Below are 17035 nucleotides of genomic sequence, written 5' to 3'. Positions count from 1 at the left end.
CCCACGACGCTGCCGCTGCCGAGACCACGAGCACCTGCCGGCACACCCTTTGTGGGGGTGTGCCCGGACCGTCTCAGGGTGTGAGCACGGCGATCGCGGCGCGAAGCAGGGGTTCGACCCGAGGCTCGACCCCGCGCCCTCGAACCTGGTCGACGGCTTGCCGCGCCTGGGCCCGCTTGAACCCCGAGAGCACCAGCGCCGAGCGCACCTTCTCGAACACGTCGGGGTCGGGCGCGGCCGCGACGGCAGGCGTGCGGTTCGCTTCGCGGCGAGCTCGAGCCCCCGCGATCTCGTTCTGGATGTGCTCGTCGCCGAACACCTGTCGCGCTCGGTATGAGTTGTGAGCCGAGCAGAGCAGGCAGCAGTTGTCCATGGTCGTCGGTCCGCCCTTCGCGAAGGGAACGATGTGCTCGATGGTCAGGAAACGGGTCTCTGAGCATCGACGCCCCTCAGCATCGCGGAAGGTGCACTGATCAGCGTCCCGCTCCCGGACGGCGCGCTGGACATCGACGGGCACGTGCCGTGAGCCCGGCTTCGTCTCGCGACGCTTGCGCGGCTTGCCCGCGCCCGAGCGACGTTGGATCGCGGCCGCGATCAGCAGGTCCAGGCCGAGCTCGAGGAGCGTCGCCAGGTCGCCGCTGGGGATCTCGTGGCTGAGCAGGTTGCGGGCTTGCTCGAGCTTGTCGCGAAACGCGGTCCGAGCGGTGAGCTCCAATCGCACGCTCTCCGGCGAGAGGGGCTCGAGACGAGCGCGAGGCATCGAGGGCCGAGGCGGTGGCGCAGAGTTACCTGCCCCGGACACTGTTGATAACTCCGTCTGCGCGGGCTCGGGCGCCATCGTGGTCAAGGTGGTCGGCACGTCCGGCTGCGGAGACCAGCGGGCGATGAGCTCTTCGAGCCGACGCTTCGACTTCCCTCGTGCCTCGGCGAGGAGCTGCTCGACGTTGTCCTCCGTGAGGTGCCTGGAGAGGAGGAACAGCCCGGTCAGGTGCACCTCACCCGACGCGAGCTCGTCGAGGATCTGAGGAAAGCGCTGTGCCAGGCGGGCAACGCGCACGCGCTTGTTGGCTCCGTCCTCGGAGTACCCCAGGCGCTCCACGCAGTACGCGAAGAGTGAGGAACACGCGTCCTCGAGATAGAGCTTACGGCGGTCGAGCTCCGCCAGGTGAAAGACGACGTCCGTCGATGCAGCGCGCTCGCTGCTGACGGCAGCGGAGAGGCGTTCGCGGAGCTCGATGTCGGAGACCGAAGAGAGGAGAGGCATGCGTTCTCGCATACCACGCGATTTTCCGCCCTCACCGCTGCCACCAGGCGCGACGCTCACGACATGGAACGTTTCGAACGTCACCGCGATGCGCGAAGCGCGCACAGCGCTCATCCTCGTGGCAGCGCGCGAGGGTTTTCTCGTGACTCGTCGGAAGCGCGCGCTGCGCGCCCGGTAACCGGTCAAGAAGAATCGTGCTCGCTTCGCGCTCGACATGCTCTTTTCAAGCACGCGCTTCGGCGCAGCGCAGAGCTCGGAACCACGCCTCTCGCACACCTCGAACAAAGAGGGGTGCACGGATTGCCCTCGGTGGTCTCGGCAGCGGCAGCGTCCTGGAGCTCGCGCGGAGCAGCGAACCGCTTCGGTGCCCGAGGGGGAGCGCGCGGTGCGCGCTGGGCGTGAATCGCTGGCGGTTCCACGCATGCGACGGCAGTGCGCGACGCACACGGTAACGACGCGCGGTCGCGCGCATGCGCTGACGGCACGAGGCGCGCTGGTGGCGCAGCGGACGCGCTGGTGCCGCACCGGACGCGCTCACGCCAGCACCCTGCTCTCCTCGCGGCCCGCGCACCCCGTCCGTGGGCCGCGGGCGACTGGCTTCTCTCTCTCTTCCTTGCGCTCCCTCTCCGCCGCTGCCTTCGCCGACCGCTCGGTCCTCGGCGCTGGCCTTCCAGCTCTCGCTGACGCCTTCCCCCCCGCGGCGACCCGCAGGCCGCGACAGCGGCCGAGGACCGACGCGTGGGGGGGAACGACCGCCACGAGGCCGCGACAGCGGCCGAGGGCCGGGCGAGGCGGGGGCACCTCGGTCGTGCCCAACTCTCGAATTTGCGCTCTCCCCGCTCGCCCTCCCCGGCCACGGCTCAACGGATCGAAAAAGCATCGCTTCTTTGCTGCTGGCCGGCCCGACTACCAATCAGGGCCGGCTCGCGACCCGCGCGGATCGCGCTTTTTTTGGCCCTGGGACCGCTCGCCCGCTAACTCCGAACGATGCGAGCCTGGAGGCGATGGGTCGGGATCGGTGCCGCGACGGGCATCGTGCTGGCGCTCGTCCCGGTGGTGCGTGGAAACGTCGGGATCGGGGCCTTGCGCAAGGCCGAGCCTCGCGCCCCCGGCGTGACCGTGCCGACCGAGCACCTGGCTGGGCTCGATCTGCTGCGCATGGACGTGCGTCCTCGCCGGGTCACCACGCCCCTGCGCGACGGCAAGGTGGCGGAGCTCACCGTCGATCCGGTGTTGCAGCGCGCGGCCATGGCCGAGCTCAAGCGCTACAAGGTCCCCGAGGGCGGCATCGTCCTGATGGAGCCGTCGACCGGAAAGATCCTCACCTGGGCCAGCTACGTCAACGAGGGCGCGAAGTTCGACGTGAACCTCCGCGCCGAGGCGCCCGCGGCCAGTGTCTTCAAGGTCGTGACCAGCGCGGCACTGGTCGAGAAGGGCGGTCTCAATGCCAAGACCGAGCAGTGTTATCACGGTGGCAGGAGCCGGATCCTCCCCGACGAGCTACAGGACGATCCGAAGCGCGACAAGTGGTGCGCGACGCTCAGCATCGCCATGGGACGCAGCCTGAACGTCGTCTTCGCGAAGCTCGCCCAGAAGAACCTGACTCCGGATGACGTGACCGCGATGGCAGGTTCGTTTGGCTTCGGTGCACCGGTGCCATTTCCGGTCCAGAACGAGGCCCCGAAGATCGACATGCCGGTCGACCCACTAGAGTTCGCGCGCGCGTCCGCGGGGTTCTGGCACACGACGCTGTCACCGCTCGCGGCGGTGTTGATCGCACAGACGGTCGCAAACAACGGGGTCACGCTCGAGCCGCGCATCGTGCAGGCGGTCTACAAGGAGAACGACAAGCTCTGGGAGGACACCCGGGGGCCGACGGTGCTGCGTCGGGCGGTCAAGCCCGAGACCGCGGCGGAGATGACCACGATGATGCTCGAGACAGTCCCGAACGGGTCTGCCTACAAGAGCTTCCATGACAAGCGGGGCAAGGCTTACCTCCCGGACATCGCCGTGGCGGGCAAGACCGGCACCCTCATTCGCCAGAAGGACGCGCGCTTCTACACTTGGTTCGTGGGTTTTGCCCCGGCGGACAAGCCGGAAGTCGCGATCGCGACGCTTGTGGTGAACACTCCCACCTGGCGGGTCAAGGGACCGGAGGTGGCTCGGAACGTCCTGCGCGCCTACTTTGCGAAGAAGGGTGCGAAGGGCGTGACCGCGCCCTGAGACCTGGACATCCGGGGGGGTTGGACCGAGCCCCGATACGTTGCTAGAGTGACACTCGTGCAGGTCGTGCTCCGGAAGCTTGGTCGCGGCTCCCGAGCCGTCACGGGTCGGCTGGTTCGGGCTCCACGCAAAGGTTCGGTGGTCGTCATCGAATTCTCCGACGGCATGCACGAGTACGTGACGACGCCCGTGAAGCGGGTGCTGAGGCTCGCGGCGAAGGACGTCTTTTACATCGAGACCGTCAACAGCCGATATCGCCTCGAAGTTCGCGATCGCGAGCGCGCGCTCGAAGACGCGTCGAGCGGCTGAAGAAGCCGCAACCACTCACCTCACCTCCCGCGCGCCGGTCGCGCGGACGGTGCAGGTCCATCTTCCCCGGCAATAGCCGGGATCGCCCCCCGCCGAGGCTATCGTCCGTTTGGGCGGCTGACGAAGGCGAGAAGTCGGACTAGGCCCGCACGCAACCCCGGTGTATGCGGGGCGCGGTCCGAGGGAGCACCCGAGACCATTTCGCACCAGAGAGGACGACAACAAGTGGGACGTTTCGACCGCCGGAAATCGACGAAGATGCAACAGCGCAAGTCTCAAGCGGCCTTGAAGGCCCGCGTGAAGCGCAAGGCGGAGGCCAAGAAGGCCACCAAGAAGACCACGACCGGCACCAAGAAGAAGAAGACCAGCGCGTGAGCGGGGCGCCCGTTCGGGCGCCTCAGCGGATCGTCTTCGTCGCGAACTGCACGTCACGTCGCGTTGTGTCTTCGGGCGGCGGCGTCAGCTCTCCAAACAAGCCGAGGTCGCCGGCCATGCGCATTTCGCGCATCAGATGCCAGCCCCCGTCGTCGCGCCAGATCTGGCCGATGCGGGTCGTACGCAGCGTGTCGTCGTTGATGCGAACCCACGACACGTCCACCTGAATCGTGGCGTTCATCTCGTCTTTCATCGCGAGGCCCGCGAGCTCGACGTCGACGATGCGGATGTTCTTGCCCCACTCCGCGCGGCGCTCGAGAAAATTCTGCTGCGCCCCCTTGGCGGCGTGACCGAGCGCCACGTCCATGCGCCCGAAGCGCGTGGCGAGGTTCAGCTCCCGCGCAGAGTCGGTGACGCGTTGGGATTGGGTCGGTGGCGCGAGGTAACCGCCGAGCAGAGCGAGACCGGCGACGAGCAGCAGGGCTTTTCTAGCCATCCGGGCGGTCCTAGCAGGCGGCCAAGTGGAGGGCCAAAATCCGGGCGGTGTTCGTGCGGGGGGTCAGAAGGCCGAGGCCACCACCGCGTAGGTCTGGCCCCCGCTGATGGACTTTTCGCCAAACCCCTTGGCGTACCCCAGGCGAACCGTCCCGCGTGCGTGGTAGCCGAGCACCAGATCGAGCCAGAGCTCCGCGCCCACTCCGAGGTGATACATGCCGAGCGGGTCCTCGAGGTCCATTTCGTCGTAAGCGCCGCCGTAATCGGCGAAGACCGCGCCCGAGATGGTGCGCAGGAAGATCGGCAGGGTGGCGAGCCCTCGGTCGGCGTACACGATCGGGAAGCGGTACTCGGCGTTGGCCAGGTTGTACTGCGACCCGATGAACGCGACGGGTTCGTAGCCGCGCAGCACGAAACCACCCTGGCGCACTCCGTCGGTATAGGAGTCGAGCAGCGGACGATCGGTCACGAATCCGCCGGTGTAGAACAGGCCGCGCCGCGGGTAGGTGCCGACGGCCGCAGCGCCGGAGGCGGCCAGCGCCAGGGTGTGGTGGTTGGCCCAGGGCATCGGCACGTAGCCGGTGATGCGGCCGAACACGCTGGTCACGGTCTCGTCGCTGCCGGTCTCCTTCGACGCGAGATCGAGGTTGGCTCCGATGCTGAAACCCCGCTCCGTGCTCACGGCGTAGAGCGAGGAGTCCACGTTCGAGTAACCCCAGCCCAGGCTCAGCATGCCGAGGAATCCGCGGTGCGGATCTCGTGTCACCGTGGCGTACGGATCTGCCGCAGTGCCGACCGGCAGCTTCGAGTCGAACTCGCCGAGGGTGTAGTAGAGCGAGACGTACTGCCCGTCCGCCTCGCCTGGCTCCGAGTACGAGATGCCGGTGCTGACGCCCGTGAACGTCTCGGTGACGATGGGCTGGCGATCTCCGTAGGTGTAACCGCGTCGTGGTGCTGCCGAGCGAAATCCCGACAGCACGAAGTCCATGGGCAGGCGGCGGTAAGCGTAGACGATGGAGCCACTTGGCTCGCCGCTCTCGTAGGGCGTGAGCAGTGTTGCGCTGAAGGCGTGGTGGCCAACGACGTCCGCGCCCGTCGTCGTGAGCCGGAGGGTGTTGCCGAAGGCGCCCGGCCCGTGCTCAATCTCGTAAGCGTGCGGGCGCAGCGTCGGCAGCGGGTTGTAGGCCTCGACCTTCCAGCGCTTGTTCGCTGGATCGGGGTGAGGGCTCGCGCGCGGGCCGGGTGGGTCCACGGGTTCGAGGAACCGGCTCGTGTCGAGGGGCAGGGTGTAGAGATCAAAACCGTCGGCGCTGTACCCGATGTACGCCAGCGTTTTCCCGTCGGGTGAGGCCTCGGGCATGTACGCGCCGCTCACCACGTTGGTCACCTGGCGCAGGGTCGCCGTCGCCATGTCGTAGGCGTAGACGTTGGCGATGCCGGTGCGGTCCGAGGTGAAATAGAGGTAGCGGTCGTCCTCGGACCAGCTGGGTTGTTGATCGAGCGCCACGTCGCGCGTGACCTGCCAGAACTTGCCGGTCTTGACGTCCACGACCCGGATGTCGCGATAACCTCCGCGAGTCCAGACGCTGTAAGCGAGGCGCTTTCCGTCGTGGGAGAAGCGCGGGCCGAAGGCCTGCTCGTAGCGCGCGCTGGGGACCAGGATTCGTTCGTGCTCGAGGTTGCCCTCCGGGGTGAGGTCCGCGATGCGCAGCGTGGTCGTGCCGGCGCGTTGTGTGACGTACACGACACTGCGCCCGTCGGGGCTCACGTCGGGCTCGCGAGCGCGGCGCCCCGTGGTGAGGCGCTCCCGGGAGCCGCGCAGGCCGCGCTCGGAGCGTGTGCCCTTCGGCTGCCGGAACAGGTCGTTGAAATAATATCGGCGGGCGCTCGGGGCCTCGGTGTCGAACACGAAACCACAGCTCGGTTCGTAGCTGAGGTTGTGCCCGCTCGATTTGGCGACCAGCTCCGCGTCGTCTTCGTCGGCCTGATCGCGCGCCGTGAGCGGAACACGCCAGAACCCAACCGGGGTGTGGCCGTCGTCGACGTAGTAGATCAGCTCCTCGCGCTGGCCACTCCGGGCGCAGGCTGGAACCCAGCGTGGCGCGGCGGCGACTCGCCCGCGGTGCGTGATGCGAGTGCCTTCGCGCAGCCCGCGGCGTTTCACCTCGGCGACCTGCGCGGCGTATTTCTTTTCGAGGTGGGTCTGCCAACCGGCGAAGAGCTCGGTGTACGTGCGGCCGGTGGCGCGGCGAATCGAGCGATTGATGCCCCAGGGGATCGGGTTCTTTCCGTAGTCGGTGGCCACCGAGCCGTACGTGTCCGGGCCGTAGACGTCGGCGATCCAGGCGATGAACGCGCCGCCGTACAGGTACCAGAGGTTGCCGGTGGGCCAGCGCCGCGCCGGGTTGCTGATCTGATCGAGGCGCGCGAGGCGCCCTTCGAGCACGTCGGCGCGCAAGATCATGTCGAAGTGTGACGAGCGCAGGCGACCGCCGCCGGTGTGTTCGGTCTCGAGGGCGACGGCGAGTCCCTCGAGCACCCAGCGCGGTTGAACCTGGTTGGGTGCGCTGGTCTTGCCGAGCACCGCATTCATGAGCGCGGGGATGCCGGAGATGTTGTCGACGTGGAGGATGTGGGTGTACTCGTGCGTCGTCAGCTCGGCGATCCAGTCGTCGTACTCACCGAGGGGTGACATGTCGTCGGGGGCCGAGGCGAACAGCCGCACGGCGTTGTACGGCAGAGCGGTCGCCGAGCCGTTGGCGCTGTCCGTCACGTCGGAGATCACCACCTCCGTGATCTCGCTCGGCTGCCAGCCCAGCTGGGGCGTGAGCCGCTTGTGAATTGCCTCGAGCAGCGTGGCGGTGCGCTGCGCGGATTCGTCGAGGCCGCTGTGATACGAGACGCGAAAGTGAGGCGTGGTGATGGTGAACCAGTCCAGGTAGGGATCACCGGCCCGCGCGGCCTGGGTCGCGAGCGTGAGCATCGAAGCCAGCGCGCAGGCGAAGCCTTGGCGAGCCTTCATGGCGCGGACCGCTCGGTGAGAGCGGAGGTCACAGGTCGTCGTGGAACAGCGGCTCGCGATTGCGCACGTAGCGATAAACGAGCTGACGACCCTCGGGCGTGATCTGGGTGAATTTTGCGCCGAAGCCCGGAGGCGCTTCCACGCCGGCCGTTGAATTCGGTGCTTCACGTACCCACTCGACGACGCCCAGCGCCTCGAACTCGTAACCGCCGGGCAACGCGACCTTGATCACGACCTGGGAGCCCATCTTCGGGATCTTGTAGGTGGCGACGAAGATGCCACCGGACTCGATCACGTCGTTGCCGCTCAGGCCCTTGTAGAAATTCGAGGCGCTGTGGGCGCCGAGATCGGCCTCCGCGCGCGGCACGCCGGGGGGCGCTTGTACGCTCGAGACCTGCGCGCCCGCCGCGACCGGCGAGGAACCGAGCGGCTGCGCCGGCGCTGGAGCTTGTGCTGCGGGCTGCTGCCAGCCGGGGTTTTGCTGGGCCTGCGGCTGAGCTTGAGGTTGTTGACCCCAGGGCGCGCCCTGGGCGGCGGGGGGTGGAGCGCCGTAACCGCCGGCCTGCGGGTAGCCCTGCTGCGGGGCGGCCTGCGGATACGCTTGCTGGGGCGCGGCGGGTTGCGGAGCGGGTTGTTGATACGCCTGCTGCGGAGCGGGTTGTTGATACGCCTGCTGCGGAGCGGCCTGCTGCGGAGCGGGTTGTTGATACGCCTGCTGTGGCGCCGGTTGCTGATAAGCCTGCTGCGGAGCGGCCTGCGGATACGCTTGCTGGGGCGCGGCGGGTTGCGGAGCGGGTTGTTGATAGGGCTGCTGCGGCGGAGCGGGCTGCGGATATGCCTGCTGCGGCGCTCCCTGGTTCGGCTGCAGCGCCACGGTTCCGCCGAAGCCTTGAGGTGTCGCGGGCACGGTGGGCTGTGGCACGTAGGCCTGCGGCTGCGGCTGCGGCGCAACCGGTGCCGGTGCGGGCGCGGGTGGCCGCATCTGCGTGAGCGAGTGCACGACACCGAGTGAGCTCGCGACAGCCTCCATCGCCTGGTCGACGGCCGGGTGCTGACCCGACGCAACCTGCAACATGGAAAGTCCACGACGCACGGCGTCGAGAGCGAGCGGGGCTTGCTCTCCGAGTGCGGCGCCCTGGGTCGATTCGATTCGGTGCAGCGCACCCATCGCCTGAGCGATTGGCTCCGCCACATCCATGATGGAGGGCGGGATGCCAGGGCTCTGCAATGCGGACAAGCCTCTTGCCAGGCTCTCCCGTGCTGTTCTCGCTGCACTCGCGGGGTCGGTCATTCAGTTCCTCCGAGCGGCGGCCAGTCTACACCGCACGCGTACGGGAAGCGACGAGTTGCGCCAGGCCAGCCACGGGCAGCGGTGCTCCCTCCGGAAAGCGACCGCTTCGGCCTGCAACCGCGGCAATCATGCGGATTGCGCCGTCCCCGGTGCGGATCACGACGTCGGTCGGGGGCTCACCCAGGGCGGCCGCCTCACCCGGGGCGAGCGCCAGCGGGAACTCCCGCGCCGGCTCGGCGCGAGTGACGAACAGCGCCTGCTCGCACAGCTCGAGGGCCAGCCCCGGCACGGGCGAGAGCGCGCGCACGCGCCGAAGCACGCGGTCCGTGGACCACGCAAAGTCCACGGCCAAGAGCGCGCCGTGCGGCTCCGGTGCCCAGGTCGCCGAGGACTCCGTTTGGGGTTCGGCGTGGGGTGGCTGGCCGCGTGCGAACGCCGCCACCACCTCGCGCAACGCGCGCAGGCTCGGTCGATCGAGGGCGCGAGCGAGCTGCCACGCGTTCCGGTCACCGATCGGGAGCCGGAGCTGCGCGAGCACGTCACCCGTGTCGTACTCCTCACTCAGGGAGTGCACGGTCACCCCGGTCTCGGCATCCCCGGAGTCGATGGCCCAGAAGAAGGGATCCGGTCCGCGGTGACGGGGCAAGAGCGAAGGGTGTGCGCCGATGGCACCGAGTCGCCCGCGCCGGAGCCAGCGCGGCGGCAGCTTGCGCGTCCAGAACCAGCTCACGATCAGGTCGGGTTCGAGTGCCTGGAGGCGGGCATCGACCTCGTCGTCCAGGGTGTCGCCGAGCTCGGCGGCAGAAATGACCGCCTGTTCGCCCAGGCGTCGGGTCAGCCGTCGCCGCCCGGCCGCCTCGATGGGGGAGAGCACCGCGAGCTCGATCGGGTGCCCGTCGCCCTCGAGCAGCAGCGCAGCCAGGGGCAACCCGAAGAAAACCAAGCGCATCGGGTCATCATCTCAGATAACCCGGGCGGAGCGCGGCAAACGCGCCGCTTTGCCGCGTCCGCCTGCGCGGCCCAGACGCGCGAGATTCCGCCGAAAAGTTGTTACTGAAATCGCTGCCCTGGTAACCGGCATGACATGGATAGTGGGGCCAAGACCCGCGCCTTCAAGCCGGCCCTGCGTGGCTCGACGCGCTTCGACCCGGCGGCCGCCCGCCGGCCCATTCTGGTATTCGAGGACGTTCACAAGGCGTATCGCGCGGACGCGCCGGTGCTGCGTGGGCTCTCGCTCGACATTCAGCGCGGAGAGTTCGTGTTCATCACGGGCCCCTCCGGCGCCGGCAAGAGCACCCTCTTGCGGATGCTGCATGCGGCCGAACAGGTCGATTCAGGGCGCATTCTGTTCCTGGGTCGCGACGTGAGCCGACTCTCCGGTGACTCGGTGCCGTTCCTGCGTCGGAACATCGGGGTCGTGTTCCAGGACTTCAAGCTGGTCCCGAACTGGTCGGTCCTGGAGAACGTCGCCATCCCGCTCGAGGTGCTCGGTGTTGCGCCGCGCATGATCAAACAGCGCGTCGGTGAGGTGCTCGAGCGAGTGGGGCTCGGCGGTCGCGGGCCGGATCGCGCGGGAATTCTCTCGGGCGGCGAGCAGCAGCGGGTCGCCGTGGCACGCGCCATCGTGGGTGAGCCCGCCCTCGTGCTCGCGGACGAGCCGACCGGAAACCTCGACCCTCAGCTCGCCATCGACATCCTGGGTCTGTTCGAGGACATCAACGAGACCGGGGTCACCGTGCTCTTTGCGACGCACGACCGCACGTTGCTCGACGTGAGGCCGCGCCGCGTGGTGGTGCTCGACGAGGGCAAAGCCACCGACGTGCCGCATGGTCTGGACGATGCCGCGGACGACTTTGCACGAAAGGTGGCGTGACGGGATGACTCCGATCGAACGAGCTTGGCGCGGCAGCCGCAACGACTGGCGGCTGCACCTGCTCAGCATCTTCAGCGTCGCGGTGGCATTCGTGTGTCTGGCCTCGGCGGTGCTCGTGGTGGTCAACGTGCACAGCATCCGCACACGCTGGGCCGAAACCGGCCGCGCCAGCGTGTTCTTGAAGCCCGATGCCACGCCGGATCAGATCGACGGCATCCAGAAGGCGCTGCGCGCGACCGCTGGTGTCACCGACGTGCGTCTGGTCACCAGCGAGGATGCACGCCGCGAGGTCATCGCGGCCAAGAGTGACGAGGTCCTCGGGGCGCTGCCGGCCGAGGCGTTTCCGGCCTCGCTGGAGGTGCACGTCGCCGACGAAGCTGCCGCAGAGCGTGTGGGCAAGCTCGCCTCACAGTTGCAAGCGTTGCCCGCGGTCGAGTCGGTCGAGACCTATCAGTCCTGGAGCGAGCGGTTGGGCGCGCTGCTTCGGGGCGGCGTGACAGCGAGCATCGTGCTCGCGCTCGTGGTGCTCGGCGCCGTGGTGAGTGTCGTCTCGTCGACCATCCGCCTCGCGCTCCAGCGCCGGCGCATCGAGGTCGAGATCTTGAAGCTCGTCGGCGCGACGGACTCGTACGTGCGCCGGCCGTTCGTGCTCGAAGGTGCGGCGCAGGGAGGAATCGGCGCGCTGCTCGCGCTCGTGCTCTTGGGCGTGCTCTACGCCATCGTGCGCGGCAACTTCGACAGCGAGCTCGGCATTCTGCTCGGCATGGCGCCGACCTTCTTGCCGTGGTTCGTGTGTACGGGGATGGTCGCCCTGGGTGCGCTCCTGGGCGCGGTTGCAGCCTACGGAAGCCTTCGTCGGCTGCTCCTGGTGTGAAGATGAAGGTCCGAGCCGTCCTCGCGCTGGTCTGCCTGGTCTCCGCCGCGGCGGCCGTGCCTGGCGTGGCTGCGGGTGTGCCGGACGACGGCGACGACGTGGCGCAGGTGCCCATGGCCGCGGCTCTTCCCGCGCCCGTCAGCGAGGTCGATCGCGCGCTCGATCAGATCGATCGCCAGGAGCGTGACCTGAGGAAAGAGCTGCTCGGTCTCGGCAAGGAGTCCGAAGGAGCTCACGTGCGTACGATTGCTCGCGGGCGCGCCTACGTGCGCCTGGCGCGAGCGGGGCTGCTGCCGGTCGGCGGCGGGTTCGAAGCGCTGGTGACTCACGCGGCCAAGGTCGAGCGGGTGCGACGCGCGCTCGGTCGCGACATGGACAGCGAACGCCACATCGCAGAGCGTCGAGTGGACATCGGCAGACAACTCGAGAAACTCAAGCTGCGCCGCGGTCCCCTCGAGATGCAGCAGCGGGCGCTGGCGTCGGCACGCGACGCGCTCTTGCAGACGCAAGATCGGGAGCTTGCGTTCCAGCGTGCGTTCGAGTCGAGCGGCCCCGGCTCCCACACGGCCGTCTACGGCGCGGGGGTGGGGCCGTCCGACCCATCGGATCTCGCGCGGGGTTTTGCTGCCATGAAGGGCCGGTTGCCGTTCCCGATCCCCGGCCGTGCGGAGCTCAAGAGCGCGCGGCGTCCGGGCACCGATGGTTTTGGCATCGAGATGCGAGCGCCTCGCGGCACGCCGGCGCGCGCGGTGTACCAGGGTCGAGTCGCGTTTGCGGACGAGTACGCGGGCTACGGCAAGACCGTGATCGTGGATCACGGCGAGAGTTTTTACACCGTGAGCGCGAACCTCTCGGAGTTCGCGGTGCGGGCCGGCGACGACGTGGCGACCGGCGCCCGGCTCGGCTCGGTCGGCGACATGGGGCAGGGGCCGATGCTCTACTTCGAGATCCGCAAAGGGACCGACAGCGTCGATCCCGCGGAGTGGTTCGGGATCTGAGCGCGGGACTGCGCGGTCGCCCGTGATCGCGCTATCGTGATGGACATGCGCTGCACGATCGCGTGGGCCGCGGCTCTGGTGCCCGTGTTGGCTGTCGGTTCTGTTCGCGCCGAGGGCGCCGCGCCACCGCCGGCTCCGCCGGCAACTCCGCCGGCTGCGACCCCGGCCTCGCCCGCGGCACCCGCGCCCGGCACACCCCCGGCGGCGCCACCCGGCGCGCAACCGTACCCGTACCCACAACCGTACCCGTACCCTCAGCCGTACCCGTACGCCCAACCGTACCCGTACGCCCAACCGTACCCGTACGTGCTCAAGCCGCTCCCGGCGGAGATGCCCTACGACCCCGAGAAGCCGATCCCACCCGGCTACAAGATCGAAGAGCGAGTGCGCAAGGGTGCGGTCATCTCTGGCGCCATCGTCGCGGGTGTGCCCTACGCCATCGGCTTGCAGGCCGCAGCGGCGACCGGCTTTTCGAACAAGAGTTACTGGTTGGTGGTCCCGGGCATTGGTCCCTTCCTCACGCTCTCGACCCGGGACAAACACTGCAACAACGACAGCAACAGCTCGAACGACAACGTCGGCGACTGCCTGGGCGACGTCTTCCTGGGCATGCTGCTGGTCCTCGATGGTCTGATGCAGACGGCGGGTGGGGTGGTGCTGACCATCGGGCTCACCGCGAAGAAACAGGTCCTCGTGCGCGAGCAGACCAGCCTGCGGTTCGGCCCCCAGCGGGTGGGTCGAGGTCAGGGTCTGGGCATCAGCGGCACATTCTGAAAAAAAACCGCAACCGACCCGGAAGCTCCTCCGAAGCGTGCCCCAAGACCCGCACACAAGGAGTACATTTTCATGAGCACTCGTGTTGAATCAGGTGGCCCTGCCACTGGCGTCTCATCCGGCCCGACCGCCTCCCGTGTCACCCCCGCTCCCGCGCGCCCCTTCAAACAAGTGATGGAAGCCGGGGCCAGCGCGGTCGTCGGCGGCGCCGAGGCTGCCGTCCGACGCCTCCCGGGTGGACCGATTCTGGCGGCCGCTTTTCGCCCCGGCCCCGGCGCAAGCGCCGGCTCGGGTCTCGCACGCCCGGAGGGCTCCGCGGGGACCGCGGGTGGTGCCGGCGGGGGAGTCGAGGGCGCAGGTTCCGGGGGCATGGATGAAATGCTCGCGCGAAATGCCGACATGAACCTGTATTATCTGGAGCTGCAGGAACGCATCAGCGCGGAGAGCCGGGCTTACACTACGCTCTCGAACGTGCTGAAGACTCGTCACGACACGGTCAAGAACGCGATCGGCAACATTCGCTGAGCAGGCTGATATGGGCATCGACGGCATTGGCAAACCTCCCGCGCCCGGCGGTCCTCTTGGACCGGATGGAACGGCGCGCCCGGGAGCAGCCGCACCCACCGAGAAGACCTTCAAGGTCGAGCGCGCGGAGAGTCCCGAGCGGGTCAGTGGCGCAGACCCGCTCGCGCGGCTCGAACGCGGCGAAATCAACGTCGATCAATATTTTGACGCGCGAGTATCACACGCGGTCACCCACCTCGAAGGCAAGCTCAGCTCGGAGCAGATCGACTTCGTCAAGAGCTCCTTGCGCGAGCAGCTCAGCACCGATCCGGTGCTGCTCGAGCTCGTGCGGCGCAGCACGGGCTCGCTGCCGACTGCCGATTGAGCTATTGCCGACGGGGCCATGAGTCGCCCCGGTCGCCTCTACACACTGCTCGACGCCGCCGTCGCAGGGGGTCGAGTCGAAGATTTCCGGGGCGCTGGGCCTGGGGTTGATCGACGCTCAGCGCCGCGGGCTTCCGGTCGCGGAGAGCTGGCTCATTCCGGCCGGTGTCTTTCGGGATGCCGTGCTCGCGGGCCTGCCGCCCGGTCACGATCCCGCTTCGCTGCTGCGCGCGATCCACAAACCCAGCGGGCTCGAGCGGGCGGCGCGCGCCCGGGAGCGCCTGCTCGAATTCGAGCTCCCCGAGGAGCTCTCCGCCGAGCTCGGGGTGCTGTGTGAACGAAACGCCGATGCAGCCTTCGGTCTCAGCATCCGAAGCAGCGCCACGCTCGCCGAAGCCCGCAGCGCCTCCCTGGCGGGGCTCGCGCGCGTCAGCTACGGCGTCCGCGACCTCGCCAGTCTGAGCCGCGAAATCCGCGCGATGTGGTCGCTCGCCGTCGAGGAGCAAGTGCTCCAGTACCTGCGCGAGCAGCGCTTGCGCGACGCGGCCATGGCGGTGGTGATCCAGCGCTCGGACGCGGTTCTCTCCAGCGCCGTGCTCTTCAGTCGCGAGGTGCGTGGCGCCGCCGGCGAAGGCTCCTTCTCGATGACCGCGAGCGTGGGGCTCGGCGCACCGGTCGTGGACGGCACGTGCGCCATCGATCAGGTGCGCGTTGGGGTGGACGGCAGCGCGCTGGCCCGTCGGGTCGCTCACAAGTCGCACGCCTTCATCGTTGCAGACTCCGGACCTCGGGTGGTCGAGCTCGACGCCGAGCGCGCGACCGCCCCCGCGCTCAGTGACGCGGAGCTGCGGCGCAGCAGCGACCTGTGCAAGAAGCTCGATCGCTCGCGGGACGACGAGTACGAGATCGCGTTCGGCACCGATCACGTACCCAGCATCGTCGGCGTGCGCAGCGCCGGCGGGGGATTCCCCCGCGGTGGCGGGCCGGACACGGTCTGGTCTCGGACGGGGCTCGCGGACTTGTTGCCGGGTGTGCCGACGCCATTGTCCGCGTCGTTGGTCGAGGACTTCGTCGAGTCGAGCTTGCGCAAGACGCTGGCCGATCTCGGCGCGGAAATCGAGCGCGACCAGGCGCTGGTCTCCACCGTCCACGGTCGTTATTACCTGAACGTATCAGCGATGGTCCCGGCCCTGTCCGGGGTTCCGGGCATCGAACCGAGCGTGGTGGTCGAGCTCTTGCGCGGGGGGAACAACCGCGAGGTCGCGCGCAAGCTGGAGCTCGGTTCGCGCCGCGGTTCGCTCGCGGGGCTCTCGATCGCGGCAGCTCGCTTGCTGTTGCAGGAGCGACGCCTGAACGACGAACACCTGCGTTTCGAGCGCGAGGCCGAACAGCATCGGCGTTGGCTCGCCGAGATGGACTTGGCCATCTTGCCCGACGATTCGCTGGTCACGACACTGAAAGAGACGCGCGGTTTTCTGGAGTCCACCGCGCGGATGTTGCTGTCGTGCTCGGTCGTCGCGCTCGCGTCGCACCTCGCGCTGCAAGCCGCGGTCGCGCGGGTGGTGCCCGACGGCGCCGCCCGACTGGCGTATGCACTCTCGAGTGGCGTCGCGGAGCTGGAGAGTGCGCGGCCTTCGCTGGCGCTCGCACACGTTGCGGAGCTGATGCGCGCGGACGTCGAGGGAGCGGAAGGGCTGCGGCGGTCGCTGGTGCTCGCGGACCTGCCGGCGGGGCCGGGCAAACGCGCGCTCCAGAGCTGGCTCGAGGGTTTCGGCGAGCGCGGTCTCTCGGAGCTAGAAGCCATGCACCCCCGCTTCCACGAGGAACCGACGCCGGTACTCGAGATGCTGCGCGCCGGGCTGGGCGCGCGTCCCGGGGATCCCGAGGCCATCGTGTCGCGGGTGCGCGCCGCGGCGGACGCCGAGCTCGCGGGCCTCGAAGCACAGGCGGGCAAGCTGGAGATGGCGTTGATCCGCACGCTGCTCGGTCGCACCCGCGCACTCTCGCGCCTGCGCGAGCGCATGCGGGTCTGGATGGCGCGCACGGTTGCCATGACCCGCACGGTTGCCCTCGACGTCGACCGCCGGCTGTGTCGCCTCGATTCGTCGCTCCCGAGCGGCAGCGCCTTCTTCTTGCGCCACAGCGAGCTCGTCAGCGCGAGCGGGCGCACACGGGCGGATCTCGGTGCGCTCGTGCGCATGCGCCGCGCGGCTCACCGGCGCTGGCTCGAGCTGCCCGATCCGCCGGATACCTTCATTGGTGCGCCACCGCGCTCGGCAGCCTTGCCCTTCGACACACGCCACGCTTCGGGCGGTGGCGCGTGCGGCGGCTCGGTGACTGGCCGCGCTCGTCTGATTGGCTCGGATGGCCGCGGAGCCGAGCGCATCGAGCCGGGCGACGTGATCATCGTTCGCACCCCCGACGTGGCGCTGGCCCCGTTGTTCTTCTGGGGCGCAGCGCTGGTCGCCGAGGCAGGCAGCGCGCTGTCCCATGCTGCGGTCGTTGCCCGCGAGGTCGGCATGCCGGCGGTGTTCGGCGTGGCCGGCGCCAGCTCGACCTACCGCGATGGGGAGCGGCTGCTGGTCGACGGCGATCGCGGGACGGTGGAGCGCCTCGACACATGAGCTCGCGCGGCGTCCCACCGCACGC

14 protein-coding genes are annotated in these 17035 nt (G+C 68.8%); 9 read left to right on the top strand and 5 right to left on the bottom strand.

What is annotated here, in order from left to right; genetic code table 11:
* Positions 1–73: 73 nt before the first annotated feature.
* Positions 74–1264 carry an HNH endonuclease gene (locus IPI67_13470; protein MBK7581209.1) on the bottom strand — a complete coding sequence of 397 codons (1191 nt, stop codon included), beginning with the start codon at positions 1262–1264 and terminating at the stop codon, positions 74–76.
* 987 nt (positions 1265–2251) lie between these two features.
* Between IPI67_13470 and IPI67_13465 the strand changes: the two genes are divergently transcribed.
* Complete coding sequence (locus tag IPI67_13465; protein MBK7581208.1) at positions 2252–3487, top strand: penicillin-binding protein; 1236 nt, start codon at positions 2252–2254, stop codon at positions 3485–3487.
* 57 nt (positions 3488–3544) lie between these two features.
* A complete protein-coding gene (locus IPI67_13460; protein ID MBK7581207.1) occupies positions 3545–3796 on the top strand; it encodes a hypothetical protein in 252 nt (83 codons plus the stop codon).
* Positions 3797–4193: 397 nt separating this feature from the next.
* Here the strand turns inward: IPI67_13460 and IPI67_13455 are convergent, their stop codons facing one another.
* The 4 genes from IPI67_13455 to IPI67_13440 form a co-directional block, all read right to left on the bottom strand.
* The gene (locus IPI67_13455; protein ID MBK7581206.1) at positions 4194–4667 is read right to left on the bottom strand and encodes a hypothetical protein; all 474 of its coding nucleotides are present in this window, start codon (positions 4665–4667) and stop codon (positions 4194–4196) included.
* A 63-nt stretch (positions 4668–4730) separates the two neighbouring features.
* Positions 4731–7688: a PD40 domain-containing protein gene (locus IPI67_13450; GenBank protein ID MBK7581205.1), complete on the bottom strand. Its 2958-nt coding sequence runs from the start codon at positions 7686–7688 to the stop codon at positions 4731–4733.
* 28 nt (positions 7689–7716) lie between these two features.
* A complete protein-coding gene (locus IPI67_13445; protein MBK7581204.1) occupies positions 7717–8925 on the bottom strand; it encodes a hypothetical protein in 1209 nt (402 codons plus the stop codon).
* A gap of 79 nt (positions 8926–9004) precedes the next feature.
* Positions 9005–9928, bottom strand: coding sequence for a hypothetical protein (locus IPI67_13440; GenBank protein MBK7581203.1), 924 nt, complete (start codon positions 9926–9928; stop codon positions 9005–9007).
* A gap of 135 nt (positions 9929–10063) precedes the next feature.
* On the opposite strand from IPI67_13440, the gene ftsE reads away from it, so the two are divergent.
* From ftsE to IPI67_13405, 7 genes are all read left to right on the top strand, one after another.
* Positions 10064–10852: a cell division ATP-binding protein FtsE gene (ftsE, locus tag IPI67_13435; GenBank protein MBK7581202.1), complete on the top strand. Its 789-nt coding sequence runs from the start codon at positions 10064–10066 to the stop codon at positions 10850–10852.
* 4 nt (positions 10853–10856) lie between these two features.
* Positions 10857–11726 carry an ABC transporter permease gene (locus tag IPI67_13430; GenBank protein ID MBK7581201.1) on the top strand — a complete coding sequence of 290 codons (870 nt, stop codon included), beginning with the start codon at positions 10857–10859 and terminating at the stop codon, positions 11724–11726.
* 2 nt (positions 11727–11728) lie between these two features.
* Positions 11729–12724 (top strand): M23 family metallopeptidase, encoded by a 996-nt coding sequence (locus IPI67_13425; protein MBK7581200.1) that lies wholly within the window; start codon positions 11729–11731, stop codon positions 12722–12724.
* 45 nt (positions 12725–12769) lie between these two features.
* Positions 12770–13498 (top strand): hypothetical protein, encoded by a 729-nt coding sequence (locus tag IPI67_13420; GenBank protein ID MBK7581199.1) that lies wholly within the window; start codon positions 12770–12772, stop codon positions 13496–13498.
* 72 nt (positions 13499–13570) lie between these two features.
* Positions 13571–14023: a hypothetical protein gene (locus tag IPI67_13415; protein MBK7581198.1), complete on the top strand. Its 453-nt coding sequence runs from the start codon at positions 13571–13573 to the stop codon at positions 14021–14023.
* A 10-nt stretch (positions 14024–14033) separates the two neighbouring features.
* On the top strand, positions 14034–14387 hold the full coding sequence (locus tag IPI67_13410; protein ID MBK7581197.1) for a hypothetical protein: 354 nt from the start codon (positions 14034–14036) through the stop codon (positions 14385–14387).
* Positions 14388–14493: 106 nt separating this feature from the next.
* Entirely contained in the window at positions 14494–17010 is a 2517-nt protein-coding gene (locus tag IPI67_13405) for a hypothetical protein (protein ID MBK7581196.1), read from the top strand.
* Positions 17011–17035 lie beyond the last annotated feature (25 nt).

This window comes from Myxococcales bacterium (genome assembly GCA_016706225.1).
Taxonomy (GTDB): Bacteria; Myxococcota_A; Polyangia; order Polyangiales; family Polyangiaceae; genus JADJKB01.
The sequence above is the reverse complement of the archived record's forward strand: the minus strand, read 5'-3'. Positions and strand labels throughout refer to the sequence as shown.